This window comes from Holtiella tumoricola (assembly GCF_027857615.1).
In the GTDB taxonomy this organism is placed as follows: Bacteria; Bacillota; Clostridia; order Lachnospirales; family Cellulosilyticaceae; genus Holtiella; species Holtiella tumoricola.
In genome coordinates this window covers 47,816-65,929 of the sequence record NZ_JAQIFT010000007.1, presented here as the reverse complement: position 1 = coordinate 65,929, position 18,114 = coordinate 47,816, and the positions used below count along the sequence as shown (strand labels likewise).

The following is an 18,114-nucleotide window of genomic DNA, read 5'->3' as shown; positions in this document are numbered from 1 at the left end:
GGCTGTTACACCTGGTGCAACAGCCTCTCTTGTATTCTATTAAAACCTTATATCTTATAGATTATTAATTACACAATCTGCAAATTCAGCACCTGTAGCACCATCACTACGACCTGTCAATTTTACTGTTTCATTGGCAATATTCAGTGCCCTAATGACGCAATCAGCTTTATCTTTATAACCAATATGACGAAGAAGAAGTTCTGCTGCTTTGATCATACTTGCTGGATTAGCATACTGCGCGCGCCCTGTTTCTACCATACGTGGTGCACTACCATGGATAGCTTCAAACATGGCATAACGATTCCCAACATTGGCACTACCTGCTGTTCCTACTCCACCTTGAATTTGAGCCGCTTCATCAGTAATGATATCACCATATAAGTTTGGAAGTACAAATACTTCAAAACCACTTCTTACTTTTTCATTGATTAAGTTAGCTGAAATAATATCTACAAACCAGTCATCAGCCTCAATCTCTGGATATTCACGAGCTACTTCATAGCAAAGTTCTAAGAACTTACCATCCGTTTTCTTGAGAATATTTGCTTTTGTAATAATTGCAACACGTTTTTTTCCATTTTTACGTGCAAATTCAAAAGCTGCTCTTGCAATACGTTTAACCCCTTGTGTTGTGATTACTCTAAAATCAAAAGCTACATCCTCATCAATATGTATACCACGACTACCAAGTACATATTCACCTTCTGTATTCTCGCGGTAGAAAGTCCAATCAATACCAAGTTCTGGGACACTTACAGGACGTACATTTGCAAATAAGTCTAATTCACGACGCATTGCTACATTGGCACTTTCAATATTAGGTCCATCACCTTTTGATGGTGTAGTTGTTGGTCCCTTAAGAATGATATCACAAGCTTTAAGTTCTTCTAATACATCATCTGGAATTGCTTTATTTACAGCAATACGATTTTCAATGGTTAAACCTTCAATGGTTCTAAACTCAATTTTTCCACTTTCTACTTCATCTTTTAAAACAGCTTTAAGTACGCGTTCCGCTTCTGCTGTAATAGCAGGCCCAATTCCATCTCCACCACAACATCCGATAATAATTTTATCCATGGTTTCATAGTCCACAGGTCCTGGATCTTGTTTCATACGTTCTACGCGTGCTAATTGCTCTTCAACGATTTTTGCAAAATGTTCACTTGCTACCTGTAATTTTTCCATTCTTTATGTCCTCCCTTAATATCACTCTTTGTCTTATTTCATTTGATCTACTTTCTTATTGTGCTTCTTTAATCATGTTGATTTTCCCACCTAAAAGGAGCATTTGTCTTTCACGATCAGATACTTCTAATTTCACATTATAATCTAGACCCTTCGTTGTATTTCTCACTGTTAAATAGTCTTCTGTCTCTACTTTTGCTTTAACATCTAAAATATCTAATTCATCCATCACATCAATAGTGTGATAGTCTTCTGGATTTACAAACACAAGTGGTAAAATACCTGAATTAATTAAATTTGCTTTATGAATACGTGCAAAGCTCTTTGTAAGAACAGCACGAATACCAAGTTGGAGTGGTGCAAGTGCAGCATGCTCACGGGAAGAACCTTGACCATAATTGTCCCCACCTACAATAATTCCTCCACCATTTTCTACTGCACGTTCTGGGAAACTTTCATCACATGGTGTTAAACAGAATTTTGCAAGATATGGTACATTCGAACGGAATGGCAGTAAGCTTGCATTAGAAGGCATAATATGGTCAGTCGTAATATTATCTTCTACTTTAATAAGTACTTTTCCACTACATGTCTCAAGTACCTTATTAAGAGGGAATGGTTTAATATTTGGTCCTCTTACAACTTCCACTTCATTTGGTGAAGTACTTGGAGGGATAACCATATTATCATTTGCAACAAACGTTTCTGGCATTTCGATAGTTAAGTCTATATCTTCTATAGTAAGTGGTGAAGTAAGAACACCTGTTAAAGCACTTACTGCTGCAGTTTCTGGACTTACGAGGTATACCCCTGCTGAAGTGGTACCACAACGACCCTTAAAGTTACGATTGAAAGTACGAAGTGAAATGGCATCAGTTGCTGGAGCTTGCCCCATACCGATACAAGGCCCACACCCTGATTCTAATATACGTGCACCAGCAGCTACTAAATCTGCAAGTGCACCATTAGCTGCAAGCATAGTTAAAACTTGTTTAGAACCTGGTGCAATAACCAAACTTACATCTTTATGAACTGTTTTACCTTTAAGAATCTTAGCTACTTTCATTAAATCTAAATAAGATCCGTTTGTACAACTTCCAATAGCTACTTGGTCTACTTTAACACCTGCTGCTTCACTAACTGTTTTTACATTATCTGGGCTATGAGGAAGGGCTACTAATGGTTCTAACTCATCTAAATTAATAGTAAGTTTTTCATCATATACAGCATCTTGATCTGCAGTTAATGGTGTGAAATCAGCTTCTCTAGATTGAGCTTTCAAAAAGGCATGTGTCACTTCATCACTTGGAAAAACAGAAGTTGTAGCACCTAATTCTGCTCCCATATTGGTAATGGTTGCACGTTCTGGAACAGATAAAGATTTAACCCCTTCTCCTGTGTACTCAATAACCTTGCCAACACCACCTTTAACACTTAAGTTACGAAGTACTTCTAAAATGATATCTTTAGCTGATACGCCAGATTTAAGCTTACCTATAAGCTCAACATTGACTACTTTAGGCATCGTAATGTAATAAGTACCCCCTCCCATAGCAACTGCTACATCTAGTCCCCCAGCTCCTATAGCTATCATTCCTATTCCACCACCTGTTGGTGTATGGCTATCAGAACCTAATAGAGTTTGCCCTGGCACACCAAAACGTTCTACATGTACTTGATGGCAAATTCCATTTCCAGGCTTAGAAAAATAAATTCCATGTTTATGTGTAACTGTTTGAATGTATTTATGGTCATCTGCATTTTCGAACCCTTGTTGAAGCATATTGTGATCAATGTATGCTACAGAACGTTTTGTCTTAGCTTGATCAATACCCATTGCTTCAAATTGTAAATAAGCCATTGTTCCTGTTGAATCTTGTGTTAATGTTTGATCTATACGAATTCCTATTTCTTGCCCTTTTACCATTTCACCTTCTACAAGATGAGCTTTTAATACTTTCTCAGTTAATGTAAATCCCATGCTTCCCCTCCTATATTCTAATCTATATAAAATATTATATATAATTATAAAAATTTAATCTAGAGTATATTTGTACAACCCTGTTTTCATTAGTACATTATTTTTTTATCCATTTCCTATAGTTCTATTGTTTTTTACTCATATATTCTTCGATTAATTGTTCTAACTCTTCATCTGTAATTAAAGTTACACGTCCATTTTCATATTCTTCATCTACCCATTGCTTCAAATATAGACACAGTGGATCATTTTTATCTAACTCATTTAAATCATAAAGACTTGGGTTACTATTAATCCAATGAGCGATACCTGCTAGCCCTGATGTGTTACTAATAGCAACACGTGCTGGACGATTCAATAATTTATCTGTATCAAAAATATTATAGATTTCTTCATTTTTAAGAAGTCCATCTGCATGGATTCCTGCACGCGTTACATTAAAGTTCTTACCTACAAATGGTGTTCTTGGTGGAATAACTTCACCGAGTTCTCTCTCATAGTATTCCGCAAGTTCTGTTATAACTGTAGGGTCCATTCCATCTAATGTACCTTTTAACTGTGCATACTCTATAACCATTGCTTCTAATGGTGTATTTCCTGTACGCTCTCCTATTCCAAATAAAGAACAGTTAACACTACTTGCTCCGTATAACCATGCTACTGTTGAGTTTGCTACTGCACGATAAAAGTCATTATGTCCATGCCATTCAAGAAGTTCATGAGGTACACCTGCATCTTTGTGCAAGTTATAAATAATGCCATGCACACTTCTTGGAATCATAGAACCTGGGTAGCATACGCCATAGCCCATAGTATCACAAGCACGAATTTTCACTGGTACACCAGTTTCTTCCATTAATTTCATAAGCTCGCGTGCAAACGGAATAACAAAATGGAAAATATCTGCTCTTGTTATATCCTCAAAGTGGCAACGAGGTTTAACACCAGCTTCAATACACTCCTTCACTACACCTAAATAATGTTCAATTGCTTCGCTACGTTTCATATGAAGTTTATGAAAAATATGATAATCCGAGCAACTTACTAAAATACCCGTTTCTTTAATCCCCATATCCTTTACAAGTTGGAAATCTTTCTTTGAAGCACGAATCCATGATGTAATCTCAGGGAACTCATATCCTAGCTCCATACATTCTAATGCAGCACGCCTATCTTGCTCACTATAAAGGAAAAATTCCGTTTGTCTGATAATCCCTTTAGGTCCACCTAATCTATTCAACATCTTATAAATCTTAACTATTTGCTCTGTTGTATAAGGGGCTCTAGACTGTTGGCCATCTCTAAAAGTTGTATCCGTAATCCAGATATCTGATGGCATGTTAATTGGAACATGCACATTATTGAAGGCAATCTTAGGAATTTCTTCATATGGATAAAATTCTCTAAACATAACTGGTGTATCAACTTCTTTAAGCTGATAGCGGTATTCTGGTAATTCTAACAAATTCGACTTCTTATCTATTTCAAACATTCTAATCCCCCTTTTGAATTAACATGTATTGTATACATTAAATTTCTGAAAATTATTATTGGTATAATTGTATACAATAGTAATTTAGATGTCAATACATAATTTTCATTTTTGTATATAAAACTATATAAGCTCATATTATAGTACAAAACATTTCATTAAAAGGAAGTGAATTTATGCATCTTTTTACTCCAGACCAAGAAAATCATAAAGATATTGATCCAAATTTCTTAAACACTGCAAATTCTAAAAGACAACTTCATTCCTCCTTTTCTACAGACACTATCCTCCTTTTTTTACTTTTAATTTTTTTATTAGATAAAAATGGAAAAAACGAGTAACATTTTTTCCCTAATCTCATAAGATAATATTGAAGTAACAATCAAAACTTCAAACTTCAAACTTAGGCTTTATAGCTTAAGTTTGACTCTAAACTTAAAACTTAAATTTAATTGTAAATAACTCCAAACATTAACTTTGTGAAATTCATGAAAGGTGGTAACTATATATGTGTAACAATACTTGGATCTGGATCATTATCGCTTTCTTCTTCTTCTGCTGCTTAGATGGATGTGAATTAATTGAGAATTTATTTAGTGGAAATAGTTGTGGCTGTGGCTGCAAGAACGAATGCGGATTTGGAAACTACTGGTGGATTATCATCGCTGTTCTTTTCTTCTGCTGCTTTAACAATGGCGGTTTATGCTAATCCTATCTTAGCCCATTGATTAATTAGTTATTTTTTGCCATATCCTATAATAAAATAGTTGTAGATAAGTATTTCAGGAGGTATTTCCTATGTCAGACTTTATCAACACTCATTCTCAAGCGGAAGACTCACCAAACTGCTTCTACAACTCCACTACCGAAAATACATCTCAGGCGCAGACTTCACTATTTAGATTCGGTTGTGGCAATAATGAATGGATATGGCTTATCCTTATAGCACTTGTTTTTTTAAACGGCAAAGACCTATTTGGAGGATGTGACGGCAAATCATCCAACATGCTTATTCTTATTATTCTTGCTTTCTTTTTCTTTTCCAACACATCTTTCAACAAATAAAAAAACGCTAGAACATTGAATGTTCTAGCGTTTTTCAATTGTATTCATAATCTTAAACAAAAGTACTTTAATAATAATTTCTTGCATAAACTGTTCATTGGTATCTTGTCGCATACCATCATGCTGATGTGGAATCGCTATTTTAGGCAATATCATATCTGCCACCTGTTCATATCTTAACATCTTACCTACTTCTTCAAATAATCCTCTTTTTTCTACAGGTAAAAAAGGTATCAATGCTTCTAGAAGTTGTACTTCTTTAGAACGATTATTATTACATAAATCTTCACATCTGCTTACTTCCCTTGTCAATTCATCTATATAAGTTTTGGTCATATAACCTTTGATAAGTTTGGTAATCTCATTAATATCTCTTTCTAAATTAATGCGCATAAACTGATCCATAACTTACCTACTTTCTCTATAGGTTCGTTATTATTATATTCCACCTATTATGTAAAAATGACCTTTTCTCTATTCATACTGAGGTATAGTTCCTAAGCGCCAATAAGATACATTATTAACTCCAAATAATTTTGCTAAATCTATTTTTGCCTTAACACTTTTATTATTCTCATACCATATAACATTTTTAATACCTTCTTGTTCATAAGTTGCATATGCATTTTGATATTGTTCGTTATATATCCCTTTCATGCCCTCCATATTAAGCCTGCCATAAATTTTATCATAGCTTGGTGTATAAGGCTTTGCATTTATTATCTTATTATCTTTTACTTGCCACTGTACACTTCCATAAGAAATTTGAAGTACAATCTTATCCCTATTTTCAGTTCCTGTTACTGGATGAGTAATCTCATTAAGTACTTTATAAATTTCATTAATAGGCGTAATTGGTGTCATCACAACTCCTAGTTCTTGCTCAAATACTGATAATTTTGTAGGTGCATAATCGTGAGCCATAAGAATTATTTTATCTGCTATTTGGCCTATTCCTTTATAATCATATCCCTTAAAATAGATATTAGGTTGTAATGCTACATTTAACTTTTTATTATTCTTTTTTAATTCTAGATTTAACTTGTCTAAAAAATTTATATATGCTTCTTTCAAATCACTACTTATAAAGTTTTCAAAGTCAATTGTTACACCATCAAAACTTCTTGTAACACCATCTTTTGAAACCTGGTTACATAATCCCACTATTTGACTAATTAGATACTCACTTTTGCCAGAGTCATTTAACAACTTTTGAGCCAATTGATTGTGGTCTTCAAAGAAAATCATAAGATAGGCTTCTCCTCCATTTTCTTTTACTAAATCCAATGGTACAGAAAATCCTGCTGGTATCTTAAAATCATTATTTCCATTAGTACTTTCCAAATTAAAATTTTGGTTAGTATCATCATATACTACCTGAGACCATCCAAAACTAATCGCATCATACTCAGGTATTAAATCCATCTGGTTACTGGATGAAATCGCATAAAATGCATGATTCCATTTAGTAGGTATACTTAATTTAGTCATTAGACGTTCATAAATAGTATCTGCCTGTTCTTTAGAAACTTTCCCTGTAGGATTAAAAGTTGTTTCACTCACTCCACTCATAATTCCTAATTCTTTAACAAGAGCAATATTGCCCTTATATTGGGTTACATCTTTAAACTCACTACTATTTTCATAATCTTTTGCTATACCTTCATATCCCATTAACTTCACCAATATGTTTGCTGCATCTTTTCTAGTAAGTACTGCTTCTATATTACTTACATCCTCTAAACGTCTATAGGTATCCAATGATTCTAATAACTTTACAAACTCACCAGTTGTCATGTACCCTTGGCTAGATGCATACATTAGATTAGGTATCACTAAACAGCTTATAAGCATAATACTCATCAATGCATTCCTTATACTCTTCATTGACTTTTACATCCCCTTTTCTCATTTTATTAACTATCACTATTCCTTTTTCTGATTTCTATTATATATTAGTATACAATAATTACCACTTTTAATGGCATTATTTTCTGATTTTTTGTTCTATGCCAAGTCTCCTCTCACATACATTATATAGATAATTAATAAGGAGGGGCCACTATGACCACATCACCAGTACCTTATCGCAGTGGTAATCAATTAGATGACCAAGTGAATACAGAATTTATGCGTGTATGTAAAAGTGTTCTACCCTATTTAGATAGAGGAATGCAAAAAAATTTGGCTATTTCCCTCAAACTCTTAGAATTTATTTCTGTTGTTCAGCTTTATAATAGTGATACTATCCCCGTTGAGCCCGAACCTTCTATGATGCGTGGCGAAAACTGGGAAAATAGATTGCTTACAGATATACGCAATAGCTTGGATTCAGATAAAACATATATTATAGATGCTCTCATGAAATTAAGTGAGGTTAAAAATATTATGAGTCGTTCTAATCAACAAGCTGATACATCGACTGCAGATATTGTCTCCTCTATAGATCCTGAACCAACATCCGACTCAGCATCTTCACCTTTTAACTTTGCAAACTTCTTTAATAGTATGCCTTCATCAAATACAGGAACAGATCCAGAGCCTCAACATAACACATCATCCGGTCCTAACCCTGCTGATATGATTAATGCATTTGCACCTTTGTTAGATGATAAGCAAAAACAATTACTCAATTTGCTTTCTGTTTTTATGAAACCAAGTAATTCTTAATTATTTAAATATAAGGAGGTATTATTTATGGCATTTGTTGATCATCCTGCTTTTGCAGGTATAAATAAAAACTTTTTAATTACCCTAGAACGTACTTTACGTTCTATAAAGGACCCTTCACAATTGCTCCCTGCTATGATGACTATTTCTAATGAAGCACAACGCTATAATGTTCAAATGACACCCGAAAGACAACAAGCACTTATGGTTGAATTGCGTAATTCTCTTCCACCATCAAAACGTACTCAATTTGATGCCTTTATAAGGATGATGCAAAATAATATGTAAATGTTCTTTAACATGTTTGGGCACGTTAAAGCATATAATAATACTAGATAGGTTATATAACTTTCCAATATCAGTCCTCCTTTTCTAGTAATACACCTCTATTAAGGTGTATACATCGTAAGAAAAACATCCCACGATATCTTTTATCGTGGGATGTTTTTTCTGTTTCTTTGAATATATTTTTCATTTTTATCAGCTATATAAAAGCATCAGAAAATTATTTTTATATTTTCTATATTATGTTATACTATTCTCATAATTATTTCTATAGGAGGTGGTTTTATTGAATAAGAAAAGAATAGTTTGCTATGGAGATTCTAATACTTGGGGGTATGATGCTGAGACCAATGATCGCTTTGAAGATGATATACGTTGGACTCAAGTCCTTCAGCAATTGCTTGGCAATGAATATATGATTATAGAAGAAGGGGTAAGCGGAAGAACAACCGTATTCGATGATCCTCTCAACGAAGGTCTAAACGGAAAATGGCATCTACATACAACTTTAATGTCTCACTGCCCTATTGATGGATTAGTTATTATGCTGGGCACTAATGACTGTAAAGAACGTTTTTCAGCCAGCCCTCAAAATATTGCTGATGGTATTGACCGTCTCATTCAAAAAGCTAAAAGTATGCCTGTTTGGAAGTCAGATATAAAAATACTTATAGTCGCACCTATTATTATTCTAGATGAAGTCTATGCTTCTCCTGTAGCTGGTGAAATGGGAAAAGATTGTGTAAGGAAATCACAACAACTGCCTGAGCTTATGCGAATTTGTGCTAAACGTCATAGATGTTATTTCTTCAACGCTAACGAGGTCGTGACTGCCAATCCTATAGACTTTATGCATTTTGATAAAGAAAGCCATACTCACTTCGCCAAGGCACTTGCTCCTATTATTCTCAAAAATATGTAAGCCAGAGTATTTTCTTAAAATATAAAAAGAGCTGTTGATCAACAGCTCTTTTTATATTTTATTATTTAGCTACAATGTTAACGATACGACCTTTAACATAGATTTCTTTTACAATTTGTTTTCCTTCAAGACGTGCTGCAGCTACTTCATGAGCTTTTGCAAGTACACTCTCTTCTGCTTCTTCTACACCAACTTTAATCTTACCAGCCATTTTACCACTTACTTGAACAGCTACTTCGATTTCATCTTCTACCATTTTAGACTCATCATATGTTGGCCACGCTTGTTTGAATACACTACCTGCTTCACCTGCTTGTTCCCATAACTCTTCACTAATGTGAGGTGTAAATGGTGCAAGTAATACAATAAGTGTTTTGATTGTTTCATGATCAATACCACCAGCTTGTTTTTGGATATCTACTAAGCTGTTTGTGTATTGCATAAATCCACTTACAACGGTATTTAAGTTGAAACTTTCCATACGTTGTGTGATATCGTATACCATTTTGTGACGAATACGCTCCATTTCTTTTGTAGCAGGTACTTCTTTGTTTTCACTAATAAGTCTCCATACTTTATTTAAGAAACGGTATACCCCTTCAATACCTCTATCATCCCACTCACTATCAAGTTCTGGTGGTCCAATAAAGAGTTCGTACATACGAAGTGAGTCACAACCATATTTAGAGACAAGTTCATCTGGAGAAACAACATTTCCTTTTGATTTACTCATTTTAGCACCATCTTTTGTAACCATACCTTGGTTGAAAAGACGTTTAAATGGTTCTGCAAAGTCTACTACACCAATATCATTTAAGAATTTTGTATAGAAACGTGCATAAAGTAAGTGAAGAACAGCATGTTCGATACCACCTACATACATATCAACAGGTAACCATTTTTTCATATCTTCTTGGCTAATAAGCTCTTTGTCATTGTGTGGGTTTGGATATCTTAAGAAGTACCAAGAAGATCCAGCCCATTGTGGCATTGTATTTGTTTCACGTTTAGCAGGACCACCACATTTTGGACATGTTGTGTTTACCCACTCTTCAATAGCAGCAAGTGGAGATTCACCTGTACCTGTTGGTTCATAGCTTTCTACATCTGGAAGTCTAACAGGAAGATCTTCTTCTTTAACACCAACTACGCCACAGCAGTCACAGTGTACAACTGGAATTGGCTCACCCCAGTAACGTTGACGTGAAAATACCCAGTCACGAAGTTTGTAGTTTGTTGTTTTTGTACCAATACCTTTTGATTCAAGGTAATCTGGAATTTTAACTTTAGCCTCACTTGATTTCATACCATTAAACTCACCAGAGTTAATCATGATACCTTCTTCAGTAAAAGCTTCTTCAAGTTTTTCTTCTTCACCAGTTTTTGAAATAACTTGGATAATTGGAAGTTCAAACTTAGTTGCAAATGCAAAGTCACGTTCATCATGTGCTGGTACACACATAATAGCACCTGTACCATAGTCTGCAAGTACATAGTCTGAAATCCAAATTGGAAGACGATTTCCGTTAAGTGGATTAATCGCATATTTACCTAAGAACACACCTGTTTTTTCTTTGTCAGCCATACGGTCAACTGATGATTTAGTAGATGCATCAAATACATATTTCTCAACAGCTTCTTTTTGGCTTTCATCTGCAAGTTCAAGTACATCTGCATGTTCTGGAGCAAGTACCATAAAACTTGCGCCATAAAGTGTATCTGGGCGTGTTGTGAAAACTTTAAGACTCTTATCAGTTCCTTCTACATTAAAGTCGATTTCAGCACCATAGCTTTTACCGATCCAGTCAGCTTGCATTTTCTTAACTTTTTCTGGCCACTCTAAACCATCTAAGTCGTTAAGAAGTCTTTCTGCATAAGCTGTGATTTTAAGCATCCATTGACGAAGGTTTTTCTTTGTCACTGTGCTACCACAACGTTCACATCCACCATCTTTAACTTCTTCGTTTGCAAGACCTGTTTTACATGATGGACACCAGTTAATTGGCATTTCTTTTTCATAAGCTAAGCCATTTTCAAACATTTTAAGGAAGATCCATTGTGTCCATTTGTAGTAGTTAGGATCTGTTGTATTAACTTCTTTATCCCAGTCATAAACTGCACTGATTTCTTGAAGCTGACGTTTGAAGTTTGCAACATTTTCTGCTGTAGCAGTTGCTGGATGTACTTTCTTTTGGATTGCATAGTTTTCAGCTGGAAGACCGAAGGCATCCCACCCCATTGGATGAAGGACATGGTATCCATGAAGGATTTGATAACGACTCCAAACATCTGATAAAACATATCCTCTCCAGTGACCTACATGAAGACCATTACCTGATGGATATGGGAACATATCTAAACAGTAGTAATGTTTTTTGTCTTCAGTATCTTCATTAATTGGGCTTTCTTCCCATCTTTTTCTCCACTTTTGTTCAACTTCTTGTGGGTTGTATTGCATGATGATTCCTCCTTTATAGTTAACTTAAGATATTTTGTTTATAGTATTAACTGGAATGATGAAATAATTTCCATATTAATATAAAAAAGCCCTTCATCTCTATTCTTTTATAGAGACGAAAGGCATTATTTCGCGGTACCACTCTAATTCAACCTACACGGTTGCACTTGTATCTTCTATAACGGGAAGTCCCGCTTAATCTACTCTAGTTCAATCAAGATGCTCCACGACGAGTTCATACACTTTCTTGCTATTTCTCACCACCCAATAGCTCTCTGAAAAGGAAGTTGGTACTACTACTTCGTTTCTTCACATTACACAAATATTCATATTTCTTTATATTATGTCAAAGTAATTTTATCATATCATTTATGCAAAATCAACGTCTTTAGGAAATTATTTATAATTCTTCAATATACTCTACTTCTGAAATAAAAGCCAACGTCTCAATTAGATTTAAGTGGGTGCAATGCCTAAAAGGTTTTAATGTAATAAAAAGTCCTATTTTTTCCAACCCCTCTAGTCTACACTTAGTAATTTCCAAAGATATTATTTGAATCTTTTCTTCCTTTAAGCTTTCTAATACTCCTTTTAGATCTTGAATACTAGCAATCTCTATATAAAACTCTGCTTCTTTTGCTTTGTCAATTAATTTCCTATCTAGTTTATGCAGAACAGTCATACCTCCTAAAATAAATAAGCATCCTATAACTGCTCCTTCGTAAAAGCCTATACCTATAGCTAATCCCATACAGGCAGATGCCCATAATCCTGCTGCTGTTGTTAAACCTTTCACCTGTTGTTTACCTGTTACTAATATGGTTCCTGCACCTAAAAAACCTATTCCACTAATAACTTGTGCGCCTAATCTTGTTGGATCACCATCCATCCCTAATATTTGTACAATATATTGATTGGTAATCATCGCAAGACTGGCTCCAATGCACACTAATATATGTGTTCTTAGCCCTGCTGGCCGTTTCTTTCTTCCTCTTTCAAATCCAATAATCCCCCCAAAAAGTGTGGCGAGACTTAATCTAAGGATAATAGATACTGTATTAATTTCTCTTAAATACTCAATAAGCTCCATGGTCCCACCTCTTTTTCTCTCTAGAATTTGTTTTATCAAACGGCTAACCGCCCTATTCTTCCATTTTTAAAAAAATAATGTATAAATAGTTGGCCTCCACTAGATATTTTGGGTATGTTCTAGGTATATGCCAAGACTATAAGAAAGGTGACATTTAGTTTTAAGTGATATATACTTAAGCTATAATCATATATTTGTTTTAATCAAACTATTTAGGGAGGAATCTTATGAATTGCCCAATCTGTCATACTGAACTACATGGGGAAAACTTTTGCCCAAAGTGCGGTCAAGCAATTACTTATGATGGTATTAATATGAACTATCAAACTCAAGCTGGGATACCTGTAGAAATTAAAAAATGGAACTGGGGTGCTTTTATCTTCAATATATGGTGGGGCGTTGGCAATAAAACCTATCTACCTCTTTTATGTCTTATTCCTTACTTTAACTTTATTTGGATGTTTGTTTGTGGATTTAAAGGGAATGAGTGGGCTTGGAAAAGTAATAACTATCAACATGAAGATCTTCAAAAGTTCTTAACAATCCAAAAAACCTGGAATCGTGGTGGTATTGCTAAATTTATCTTTTCTCTTGTAATGGGTGTATTTGGCGTAATCCTTTATACTGCACTCTTTTCTATGTTACTTTATTGGTAAAATTTAATTTAAAAGGAGATTATATCTATGAACTGCCCAAAATGTAATGCCCCTCTTGAAGGGAATGAAGCCTTTTGCCCTTCTTGTGGTGTTTTCATTTCACAAGAAGCTCCTATGGTACCTACAATCAATGTAGAACCTTCTTCTGATAGTACATATAACTATACAGATACTGCTCCAAATATGCATGTTCAAGCTACATACTCACATCAACCTGGTACTGTGCCAGCTGAAATTAAAAAATGGAATTGGGGTGCCTTTTTCTTTAACATCATGTGGGGAATTGGTAACTATAGCTATTTACCACTACTTTGTCTTATACCTATATTTAATATTGTTTGGATTTTTGTATGTGGTGCTAAAGGCAATGAGTGGGCTTGGAAAAGTGGAAAATTTGATAATGTTGAAGACTTTTTAGCAACTCAAGCTACATGGAATCGTGCTGGATTTGTTGCTTTTATTGTAGGCATTATTTTCTTCGTACTTTATATTCTTGTTCTCATTAGCATTTTTGCTGTTGGTGCATCTTCTTATTTATATTACTAAATTCTATTGTCGTACAATCACTTTATATGATTATATAACTAAAGCCCCTATATAATTAGATTAATACTCTAATTATATAGGGGCTTCACCTTTATTAAATCCACTTATCTCTTTACATGACAGATATTCTATGCCATTTCTTTTCTTGCTTCAATCACTTTATCTTGAACATCTTGCGGTGCTTCCTCATAACGTTCAAAGTTGTATTCTACAACACCGCGTCCCTGTGTTATAGAACGAAGGTCTGTAGCATAACGATAAATTTCTGACATAGGTACTTCAGCAACAATGATTTGCTTCTTACCTTTAAGTTCCATTCCAATTAGGCGTCCACGACGCTTTTTCATATCTCCCATAATATCACCAGTGTATTCTTCTGGCACACAAATTTCAACGTGTGCAATAGGTTCAAGAATAGTTGGTTTCGCCTTTACTACACCTTCTTTAAAAGCAATAGTTGTTGCCATTTTAAAGGCCATTTCTGAAGAATCAACTGGATGATAAGAACCATCTAATAACACAGCTTTTAGCCCCACTACAGGATATCCTGCAAGTACACCTCTATGAATACATTCTTCTAGACCTTTTTCTACAGCTGGGAAGTATTGTTTGGGAACTGCTCCACCAAAGACCTTTTCTTCAAAGATATAAGGCATCTCTAAATCACCTGATGGTTCAAACTCCATAACCACATCTCCATATTGGCCGTGGCCACCTGATTGTTTCTTATGCTTACCACGTACTTGCATTTTCCCTTTAATTGTTTCACGATAACGTGTTGTTGGCCTTTCAAGCTTAACAGCTACTTTGAATTTGTCTGCTAGCATACTTACAATGACATCAAGCTGTTGCTCGCCAATACCATGAATAACTGTTTCATGTGTTTCTTTATCATACTCTGTATAGAAAGTCTTATCTTCTGCCATAAGTTTAGCAAGAGATGTAGACATCTTTTCTTCATCACCTTTTCCAAGAGGGAAGATTGCCATTTTTACATAAGGTTTATCAAATTCTATAGGTTCATATTCTAAATTTGCATCTTTATCACACAAAGTATCATTTGTGCTTACATCTTTAAGTTTAGCAACAGCTCCAATATCACCCGCATTTAAAGTCTCAACTTCTGTTTGTTCTTTACCTTGTAGAACATAAATATGAACAAATTTCTCTGTATCACCTGTACGCACATTGAGTAAGCTGTCATCTCGACTAATCTTACCACTTCTTACTTTAAATAAGGAGAATTTACCAATGAATGGGTCTACCATTGTCTTAAACACAAAGATGCCTGCTTTACCATCAATATCACATGCATGGATCGCTTCATCTGGAGAAGGGAAACAACGAATAATATTATCCATTAACGTACGAATACCTGCACGATCTACAGAGTTACCACATAATACAGGTACAATATCACCATTTGCTACACCCACTTTAAGGGCTTTTTCTATCTCACTAATTGTAATCTCTTCTTCAGCAAAATATTTTTCCATAAGCATTTCATCTGTCTCAGCAACAGCCTCAAGAATCATTGTACGTACAAGGTGAAGTTCATCCTCATAGCCTTCTGGAATAGGACATTCAACAACCCTATCACCTTCAAATCTTCTTGCTACCATTTTTACTGCATGGATATACCCAATATACTTTTCACCATCATACCAAGGTACTTGCATAGGTGCTACACTAGGACCAAATTTGGCTTTGCAATTTTCTAAAATGGCTTCATAGTTTACATTGGGTGCATCCATTTCTGTAATATAAAGCATACGTGGTAACTTCATTGTCTCACAAGCTTCCCATGCTTTTTCTGTCCCAACTTCAACACCACTTGATGCTTTCATAACAATAACTGCTGCATCTGAAACACTTAAGGCCTCTTTTACATTTCCTACAAAATCAAAATATCCTGGTGTATCTAATACATTTATCTTGTGCTCTTTCCATTCTACAGGAATAAGAGATGTACGAATCGAAATCTTACGTTTGACTTCTTCTGGATCAAAATCACTAGATGTTGTTCCATTCTCTACCTTCCCATATCTATTTTTGCCTCCTGCTGTATATAGCATACCTTCTGCGAGTGTAGTCTTGCCGCATCCTCCGTGTCCCAATAGCGCAATGTTACGAATATTTTTTGTTTCATAGACATTCATAGACATACCTCCTATAGAATTAGATTAAGCATATTCCCTTATAATATATGTTCTACAAAGTACATAAAAATCCTTCTATATTTTTTTAATTTTTATGAAATATATATTATAAAAGTTGTCCTTTCAAATTATATGAAAGAAAATGTGAAAAAATACCTATTCCTAGTATGGTTGAATAGGTGTAAAAGTATACAAAATAAATTTCTTATCTTAAACATCATATTATAAATATTAAACCTCCCCCCTATACATAAAATCAAAGTATTTATTTTCTCAAAAAAACTCCTCCAAGATATCTCGGAGGAGTTTTTTCTTTATTCACTATAGAGTGGATACTTTGCTAATAGTGTATGAACACGTTCTTGACATACACTACGATTTGCTTCAAAGTCTGAAATTGCAAGATACATAATTTCTGCTATTTCTTTCATATCTTCTTCTTTCATACCACGACTTGTTACAGCCGGTGTACCAAGGCGAATACCACTTGTAACAAATGGACTTTCTGGATCAAATGGAATCGTATTTTTGTTACATGTAATACCAATCTCATCTAATAAATGTTCTGCATCTTTTCCTGTTACATGCATATTACGAAGGTCTACATTCATCAAATGATTTTCTGTATCTCCTGATACAATTGTAAAACCTTTCTCTTTAAGAGCTGCGCAAAGTGCTTTTGCATTATCTAAGATTTGTTGCTGATAGGTTGCAAACTCTTTGGTTAATGCTTCTTTAAAACATACTGCTTTAGCTGCAATAACATGCATAAGTGGTCCACCTTGAATACCTGGGAAAATAGCTTTATCAATTGCTTTAGCATGCTGTTCTTTGCATAGGATCATACCACCACGTGGTCCTCTTAAAGTTTTATGCGTCGTTGTTGTTACAAAATCTGCATAAGGTACTGGAGATGGATGAAGATCTGCTGCAATTAATCCTGCAATATGTGCCATATCTACCATTAAATATGCGCCTACTTCATCTGCAATCTCACGGAACTTTTTAAAATCGATAATACGACCATATGCACTTGCCCCTGCAATAATCATTTTAGGGCGTGATTCTAGCGCTTTTTCTCTTACAATATCATAATTGATCAAACCTGTTTCTTTGTCTACTTCATAAGATACAATGTTATAATGTTTGCCTGAAATATTAACTGGGCTACCATGAGTTAAATGACCACCATGGCTTAAATTCATCCCCATTACTGTATCTCCTGGTTTAAGTACAGCAAAGAATACTGCTTGATTAGCTTGTGATCCTGAATTGGGTTGAACATTTGCGTGGTCTGCTCCAAAAAGTTGCTTTGCACGTTCTCTTGCTAAGTCTTCTACTTGATCTACTACTTCACATCCACCGTAGTAACGCTTACCTGGATAACCTTCAGCATATTTATTTGTTAAAGTACTTCCCATAGCTGCCATTACTGCTTCACTTACAAAATTCTCTGAGGCAATCAACTCAATTTTACTTTGTTGTCTTTTTGTTTCTTGTTCTATTAAAGCTGCAATTTCTGGGTCTACTTTTTTAACTTCATTTATTGAATACATTTTTAACACCTGCTTTCTATTTTTATCTTACAAGATAACCATC

At 34.7% G+C, this 18,114-nt stretch carries 16 protein-coding genes and 1 other annotated feature; of the genes, 7 read left to right on the top strand and 9 right to left on the bottom strand.

The features are described 5' to 3' along the window. Positions 1-54 precede the first annotated feature (54 nt). The 3 genes from PBV87_RS01095 to PBV87_RS01085 form a co-directional block, all read right to left on the bottom strand. Positions 55-1,191, bottom strand: coding sequence for an isocitrate/isopropylmalate family dehydrogenase (locus tag PBV87_RS01095; protein ID WP_053985795.1), 1,137 nt, complete (start codon positions 1,189-1,191; stop codon positions 55-57). 55 nt (positions 1,192-1,246) lie between these two features. Then, positions 1,247-3,172, bottom strand: a complete 1,926-nt coding sequence (locus PBV87_RS01090) for an aconitate hydratase (RefSeq protein ID WP_271010839.1) — start codon at positions 3,170-3,172, stop codon at positions 1,247-1,249. A 124-nt stretch (positions 3,173-3,296) separates the two neighbouring features. Next, positions 3,297-4,664 (bottom strand): beta/alpha barrel domain-containing protein, encoded by a 1,368-nt coding sequence (locus PBV87_RS01085; RefSeq protein ID WP_271010838.1) that lies wholly within the window; start codon positions 4,662-4,664, stop codon positions 3,297-3,299. Between the two features lie 508 nt (positions 4,665-5,172). On the opposite strand from PBV87_RS01085, the gene PBV87_RS01080 reads away from it, so the two are divergent. Further along, complete coding sequence (locus tag PBV87_RS01080; protein WP_154668857.1) at positions 5,173-5,373, top strand: hypothetical protein; 201 nt, start codon at positions 5,173-5,175, stop codon at positions 5,371-5,373. 89 nt (positions 5,374-5,462) lie between these two features. After that, a complete protein-coding gene (locus PBV87_RS01075; protein ID WP_271010837.1) occupies positions 5,463-5,729 on the top strand; it encodes a hypothetical protein in 267 nt (88 codons plus the stop codon). A gap of 24 nt (positions 5,730-5,753) precedes the next feature. On the opposite strand, the gene PBV87_RS01070 is transcribed toward PBV87_RS01075, so the two are convergent. Further along, positions 5,754-6,134, bottom strand: coding sequence for a hypothetical protein (locus PBV87_RS01070; protein ID WP_271010836.1), 381 nt, complete (start codon positions 6,132-6,134; stop codon positions 5,754-5,756). A gap of 69 nt (positions 6,135-6,203) precedes the next feature. Beyond that, positions 6,204-7,616, bottom strand: a complete 1,413-nt coding sequence (locus PBV87_RS01065) for a glycosyl hydrolase family 18 protein (protein ID WP_271010835.1) — start codon at positions 7,614-7,616, stop codon at positions 6,204-6,206. 177 nt (positions 7,617-7,793) lie between these two features. Between PBV87_RS01065 and PBV87_RS01060 the strand changes: the two genes are divergently transcribed. The 3 genes from PBV87_RS01060 to PBV87_RS01050 all read left to right on the top strand — a co-directional run bounded on the left by PBV87_RS01060 (position 7,794) and on the right by PBV87_RS01050 (position 9,606). Next, complete coding sequence (locus PBV87_RS01060) at positions 7,794-8,399, top strand: hypothetical protein (protein ID WP_053985801.1); 606 nt, start codon at positions 7,794-7,796, stop codon at positions 8,397-8,399. A 27-nt stretch (positions 8,400-8,426) separates the two neighbouring features. Beyond that, a complete protein-coding gene (locus PBV87_RS01055; RefSeq protein ID WP_053985802.1) occupies positions 8,427-8,687 on the top strand; it encodes a hypothetical protein in 261 nt (86 codons plus the stop codon). A 283-nt stretch (positions 8,688-8,970) separates the two neighbouring features. Continuing rightward, the gene (locus tag PBV87_RS01050) at positions 8,971-9,606 is read left to right on the top strand and encodes an SGNH/GDSL hydrolase family protein (RefSeq protein WP_271010834.1); all 636 of its coding nucleotides are present in this window, start codon (positions 8,971-8,973) and stop codon (positions 9,604-9,606) included. A 61-nt stretch (positions 9,607-9,667) separates the two neighbouring features. Here the strand turns inward: PBV87_RS01050 and leuS are convergent, their stop codons facing one another. Together leuS and PBV87_RS01040 are read right to left on the bottom strand one after the other, a co-directional pair. After that, positions 9,668-12,064, bottom strand: a complete 2,397-nt coding sequence (gene leuS, locus PBV87_RS01045) for a leucine--tRNA ligase (RefSeq protein ID WP_053985804.1) — start codon at positions 12,062-12,064, stop codon at positions 9,668-9,670. Between the two features lie 108 nt (positions 12,065-12,172). Next, positions 12,173-12,383, bottom strand: a binding site (T-box leader). An 81-nt stretch (positions 12,384-12,464) separates the two neighbouring features. Next, positions 12,465-13,154, bottom strand: a complete 690-nt coding sequence (locus tag PBV87_RS01040) for an MgtC/SapB family protein (protein ID WP_271010833.1) — start codon at positions 13,152-13,154, stop codon at positions 12,465-12,467. 227 nt (positions 13,155-13,381) lie between these two features. On the opposite strand from PBV87_RS01040, the gene PBV87_RS01035 reads away from it, so the two are divergent. Further along, positions 13,382-13,810, top strand: a complete 429-nt coding sequence (locus tag PBV87_RS01035) for a hypothetical protein (protein WP_330680313.1) — start codon at positions 13,382-13,384, stop codon at positions 13,808-13,810. A 27-nt stretch (positions 13,811-13,837) separates the two neighbouring features. Beyond that, a complete protein-coding gene (locus PBV87_RS01030) occupies positions 13,838-14,356 on the top strand; it encodes a zinc ribbon domain-containing protein (RefSeq protein WP_271010832.1) in 519 nt (172 codons plus the stop codon). 128 nt (positions 14,357-14,484) lie between these two features. Here PBV87_RS01030 and PBV87_RS01025 read toward each other — a convergent pair whose 3' ends face one another. Further along, positions 14,485-16,515: an elongation factor G gene (locus tag PBV87_RS01025; RefSeq protein WP_053985806.1), complete on the bottom strand. Its 2,031-nt coding sequence runs from the start codon at positions 16,513-16,515 to the stop codon at positions 14,485-14,487. 314 nt (positions 16,516-16,829) lie between these two features. Next, positions 16,830-18,071, bottom strand: a complete 1,242-nt coding sequence (gene glyA, locus PBV87_RS01020) for a serine hydroxymethyltransferase (RefSeq protein ID WP_271010831.1) — start codon at positions 18,069-18,071, stop codon at positions 16,830-16,832. Between the last annotated feature and the right edge of the window lie 43 nt (positions 18,072-18,114).

Excerpts from the sequence above, each read along its gene's own strand:
- PBV87_RS01060 (WP_053985801.1), top strand. The coding sequence starts at position 7,794 with ATGACCACATCACCAGTACCTTATCGCAGTGGTAATCAATTAGATGAC.
- PBV87_RS01040 (WP_271010833.1), bottom strand. The coding sequence starts at position 13,154 with ATGGAGCTTATTGAGTATTTAAGAGAAATTAATACAGTATCTATTATC.
- PBV87_RS01065 (WP_271010835.1), bottom strand. The coding sequence starts at position 7,616 with ATGAAGAGTATAAGGAATGCATTGATGAGTATTATGCTTATAAGCTGT.
- PBV87_RS01080 (WP_154668857.1), top strand. The coding sequence starts at position 5,173 with ATGTGTAACAATACTTGGATCTGGATCATTATCGCTTTCTTCTTCTTC.
- PBV87_RS01085 (WP_271010838.1), bottom strand. The coding sequence starts at position 4,664 with ATGTTTGAAATAGATAAGAAGTCGAATTTGTTAGAATTACCAGAATAC.
- glyA (WP_271010831.1), bottom strand. The coding sequence starts at position 18,071 with ATGTATTCAATAAATGAAGTTAAAAAAGTAGACCCAGAAATTGCAGCT.
- PBV87_RS01035 (WP_330680313.1), top strand. The coding sequence starts at position 13,382 with ATGAATTGCCCAATCTGTCATACTGAACTACATGGGGAAAACTTTTGC.
- PBV87_RS01095 (WP_053985795.1), bottom strand. The coding sequence starts at position 1,191 with ATGGAAAAATTACAGGTAGCAAGTGAACATTTTGCAAAAATCGTTGAA.
- PBV87_RS01030 (WP_271010832.1), top strand. The coding sequence starts at position 13,838 with ATGAACTGCCCAAAATGTAATGCCCCTCTTGAAGGGAATGAAGCCTTT.
- PBV87_RS01070 (WP_271010836.1), bottom strand. The coding sequence starts at position 6,134 with ATGGATCAGTTTATGCGCATTAATTTAGAAAGAGATATTAATGAGATT.
- leuS (WP_053985804.1), bottom strand. The coding sequence starts at position 12,064 with ATGCAATACAACCCACAAGAAGTTGAACAAAAGTGGAGAAAAAGATGG.
- PBV87_RS01025 (WP_053985806.1), bottom strand. The coding sequence starts at position 16,515 with ATGAATGTCTATGAAACAAAAAATATTCGTAACATTGCGCTATTGGGA.
- PBV87_RS01075 (WP_271010837.1), top strand. The coding sequence starts at position 5,463 with ATGTCAGACTTTATCAACACTCATTCTCAAGCGGAAGACTCACCAAAC.
- PBV87_RS01055 (WP_053985802.1), top strand. The coding sequence starts at position 8,427 with ATGGCATTTGTTGATCATCCTGCTTTTGCAGGTATAAATAAAAACTTT.
- PBV87_RS01090 (WP_271010839.1), bottom strand. The coding sequence starts at position 3,172 with ATGGGATTTACATTAACTGAGAAAGTATTAAAAGCTCATCTTGTAGAA.